Below are 4,443 nucleotides of genomic sequence, written 5' to 3'. Positions count from 1 at the left end.
TTGGCCGCTATTTTTCCGCTTCAGCGGCGGCGACTCAGAAAACAATACCCGCACACAACCCCCACCGCAAATCGGGCCACACCGGACCCCAGGGGCCTCGAAAACCCCGAAAATACGCGGTTTTCGAGGCCCCTGGCGAGGGTTTCAGCCCCTTCGACATCAATCCAATGCCTCTGTGGAGTGGCTCACATCTGCGGCATGTCGTTCCCAGTCACCTGGAGGACCAGCTCGAAGGCCGCTTCCCGCGGCTTCAACCGGTATGGCTCCAGAACGCCGGGCCCGCACGCTGCCGTCCCCACACCCCTCATGGCATGGTCGAGGTAGATGTAGGTGCGCCCGTCCGGAATGAGATCCGGCCTGTGGGTTGCCGCCGCCAGGGCCTGCATACTGTACGGCCGGACTGTCAGCGCAAAGGGGCCACCGGAAACGTGCACCTCCCTGCCACCCGTGCTCAACACCGCGGACCGCACGCCGGACCGGGCCCCCGACTCCTGGGGGCGGACGTACTCCACGTCCAGGTCGGCGAGGGGCAGTTCGAACCATCCTGTCCGGGCGCCCTGCCCGGTGTCCGGGTAACTCTGGTGCGGACCTTGGCCGAGCCAGCCCACGGTGGTTGTCCCGGCGCCCAGCACAAGCTCCAGCCCGATGCGGGCCCATTCCACGTCGAAGCCCCCGTTCACCCAGTCGCCCACGGGCTTCACCTGCGTCCGCAGCGCCAAGGCATCCGAGGCGCTGCTCCACTCGTAGTCAACCAACACTCCGAACTGCTTGTCCGCCGCCCCCATGCGCGTGCTGACGCGAAGGTGCTCGCCGCCGTCGGGCGTTATTTCGGCGCTGATGCCAAGCAGGCGGGTGTGCAACCGGTCGAGTCCCGCCTCCTTCCACTGGATGGCAAGCGGCCGCTCGTCGCTGCTCCCCCACTCCCGGCCAAGGTCGTTGTCCGTGGGTGCCCACCACAGGACCAGGCCCAGTTTTTCGACGGGCAGGCCACCGATGCAGGTGGGCATGCCGGTGGCCCGGTCGAATATGGCAGGGCCCAGCCGGAGTTCCTGGTCGCTAACCTCGACGGGATCTACGGCCGGCGGCATGGCGGGTGGCGGCACCGCCCGGACCGCCTGCGCCCACGCCACCTCATGGCCGGCAGAACTCCAGGCAGTGTCCGCGGCGAGGACGCCGCTGACCGTGAGCACTGCAGCCGAAGCCTCCGGCAGGCCCGCCACATACCGGGCGACGCCGGCCGGCAGCTCCACAACAGCCCGCGACTGCGGTGCGAGCGGCGGAACTGCAACTGCCCCCTCAAGCCGGGTGCCGCCGTCGGCCTCCACCTTGTACTGGAACCGAAAAGCGGACGTGTCCGCAAAGTCCTGCCCGTTCCGCACGGTGAAGCTGGCCCAGGAGTCAGCCACCCCGATATGCAGCGGCTCAATCACCTTCTTGAAATCCAGCAGGCCGGGGCGGGGGTTGCGCTCGGCGTCCACCAGCCCGTCCGTGACGAAGTTCCCGTCGTGGATCTCCTCACCGAAGTCCCCGCCATAGGCGAAGTGGTGGCCGCCGCCAGGGGACGGGACGGTGATCCCGTGCTCAAGCCACTCCCAGACGAAGCCGCCCATGAGCCGGGGATACCGTTCGAACAACTCCTGGTACTCGCTCATGCCGCCGGGCCCGTTGCCCATGGCGTGTACGTATTCGCACAGCATGAACGGCATGGCGCGGCGCCGCGCATTGAGTGCGGCATCCTCCAATGCCGGTTCAATGCCCTGCCCGATGAGCTCCGTCTCGGCCTGACTCGCGTACATCCGTGAGTAGACGTCCACGTCGGGCGAGGACCAGTCACCTTCGTAGTGGATGGGACGGCAAGGGTCACGGTCCTTGGTCCAGCGCGACATGGCCGCCAGGTTCCTGCCGGTGCCCGCCTCGTTGCCCAGCGACCACATAATCACCGAAGGATGGTTTTTGTCGCGCTCCACCGTCCGCTGCATCCGGTCCACCAGCGCAGCCTCCCACCGCGGATCATCGCTGGGGTTTTGTGCCCAGCCGGCGCTATGGAAGCCGTGCGTTTCGAGATCGCATTCAAGAACCACGTAGAATCCCAGCCGGTCCGCCAGCGCAAGGAATTCCGGGTGGGGCGGGTAATGCGAGGTCCGGATGGCGTTGATGTTGTGCTGCTTCATCAACCGCAGCTCGGCCTCCACCACATCCGGCGGCACAACACGGCCAAACCGGGGGTGGTGCTCGTGGCGGTTTACGCCGCGGAGCAGGATCCGCCGCCCGTTCACCTTGAACTGGGCGTTTTCGATGGCGATGCTCCGGAAGCCCAGCTGCAGCGAGACCGTCTCGCCGGGGCTGCTGACAGTGGCGCCGTAGAGGCGTGGGGTTTCAGCGGACCAGGGTTCCACGCCGGGAACTTGCTGCTCCACCCCGGCGGCCAGTTCGAGGCCAAGTTCCGGAACGCGGACGACGGCGTCAATCGGCTGCCCCGAGCGGGTCACCTCAACGCGGAGCGAGCCGGCGCCCGTTCCCGGGTGGTAGCCCGCGTGGACAAAGACATCGTCAATGCCGTGCTCCGGCCGGCCTTGCAGCGTCACGTCCCGGAAGATGCCCGGGAGCCACCACATGTCCTGGTCCTCCACGTAGCTCGAGGCGGAGAACTGGGCCACCCGAACCGCCAGGATGTTGGTTCCTTCGACCAGGACGCCGGAGACATCGAATTCGTGGGCCAGCCTGCTCCCGCGGGTAGTCCCCAGTTCCACCCCGTTCAGCCACACGGTCCCGGCCGAATCGACGCCATCGAAGCGGAGCACGGCGTGCGGGAGGAACTCCGAACCTGCCTCAAAGGCCACCAGGTGGTCGCCGATGGGATTGGCATCCGGCACGTGCGGCGGTTCCACCGGGAAGGGGAACTGGACGTTGGTATAGGCCGGGGAGCCGTGGCCGTGCATGTTCCAGCTCGAGGGGACGGGAAGGGCAGTGAAGCCGGACAGCCCGGCGCCGCGCTGCCACCCGTCGTTGGGTGCCGTCCGGATTCCGGAGCTCAGCCGGAACTGCCATTCCCCATTGAGTAAGAGCCTGGGTGCGTCGGATTCGAGGTACGCCCGTGCTGGAAGGCTTCCCCGCCCCGGTGCCGGAGAGGCCAATTCCCGGGCCTCCGCGGCACCAAGATCCAGGCGGCGGGAGGGGGCCGCGGCCGTGCTGTCGGGCTGGAAACCAGCAGTCGCGGCGGGGTTAGGCACTCGCATATGTCTTCCTTCGGCGGGGGAGAATCGTACTGCGTGAACGTTCACGCAGCTGCAGAAGAAGCCTAACCGTTCGATTTCGGTTTGAGTAGGGCTCAAGCGGATTGCCGCAGGACAAGCTGGTGCCGCAGGGTCAGGTAGGCCTCGGGGCTGCGGTCCTTGATCGCGCCGGAAAGAAGACCGTCCACGAGTCCGACGGCGGCGCGGCCCACCGCCCGAAGGTCCACAGACAGGGTGGTCAGCTCAGGGGTGAGCAGCTCGCCGAGCGGTATCCCGTCCATGCCGATGACCGGACAATCGCCTGGGACAGACCTGCCAGTTTCGTGCAGCGCCTTCAGTGCCCCTGCTGCCATCAGATCGTTGAAGGCGAGAATGCCATCGACTCGCCCGCCGCCCGTGGAGAGGAGGGCGATGGCCGATCTGGCAGCAGCCGCGGAAGGCTCCGCCGGCAGGCGGGTGAGGTGCACGCCTGCCTGCTCCGCCTCGGCCGCTGCTGCGGCGCTTCGGCTGCTGGCGTGGACGCCCTGGTCCGAGTCCAGGAAGATGATGTTCCGGCAGCCCCGGGATGACAGGTGGGTGAGGGCGAGGCCCGCAGCGTGACGATAGTCGAAGGAGATCCCGCCGGCAGTGCCCGTGCCCGGGGAATCAATGGCGACGACGGGGCGACGGCCCATTAGCGCCTGCGCTTCATCAGGGTGCGGCGCAAGGTAACCAATCAAGGCGTCCACCTGCGGCGCAAGCCGGGCCGCGGCATCTACTGCGCTGCCGGTGCCATGGCCGTAGTCGTCCATCACCACATTCCAGCCGCGCTCGGTGACAGCCTCCACCACGCTGGAGGCAAAGGCCGGAAAATAGGGGTTTGTCAGATCCGGGATAGCGAGCCCAACAGAAGTCCGGGCGCCCTGCACCAAGCCCTTCGCATAACGGCTGGGTATGTAACCCATCTCCGCGGCCAGTGCCTGAACCCGTTCCCTGGTTTCCCGGCTGATGCCGGCCATGTCATTCATGGCTCGGGTCACGGTCTGGCGTGATACGCCGGCTGCAGCTGCCACATCCAGGATGGTGGCCCGCTTGCCACTGGGTCCTTGGATCTGGGGGGTCATAGACGGTAAGTCTAGGCGTCCGGGGCTTGTGGTGTTGTGGTGGTTAAAGTCGGAGGGCCCTGACATTCCTTGTCAGGGCCCTCCATTAATGATGTTCCGGCGGTGAC

2 protein-coding genes are annotated in these 4,443 nt (G+C 66.8%); both read right to left on the bottom strand.

Features of this window, described 5'->3' with window-relative positions; all coding sequences use genetic code 11:
- Nucleotides 1-185: 185 nt before the first annotated feature.
- Nucleotides 186-3,236, bottom strand: a complete 3,051-nt coding sequence (locus ACTHQS_RS20945) for a glycoside hydrolase family 2 TIM barrel-domain containing protein (RefSeq protein WP_440172712.1) — start codon at nucleotides 3,234-3,236, stop codon at nucleotides 186-188.
- Between the two features lie 92 nt (nucleotides 3,237-3,328).
- On the bottom strand, nucleotides 3,329-4,336 hold the full coding sequence (locus ACTHQS_RS20940; RefSeq protein ID WP_440172711.1) for a LacI family DNA-binding transcriptional regulator: 1,008 nt from the start codon (nucleotides 4,334-4,336) through the stop codon (nucleotides 3,329-3,331).
- Nucleotides 4,337-4,443 lie beyond the last annotated feature (107 nt).

Origin of the sequence: Arthrobacter sp. SAFR-044 (assembly GCF_051965175.1) — a bacterium.
Taxonomy (GTDB): Bacteria; Actinomycetota; Actinomycetes; order Actinomycetales; family Micrococcaceae; genus Arthrobacter.
This window is presented reverse-complemented; position numbering and strand designations above follow the sequence as displayed.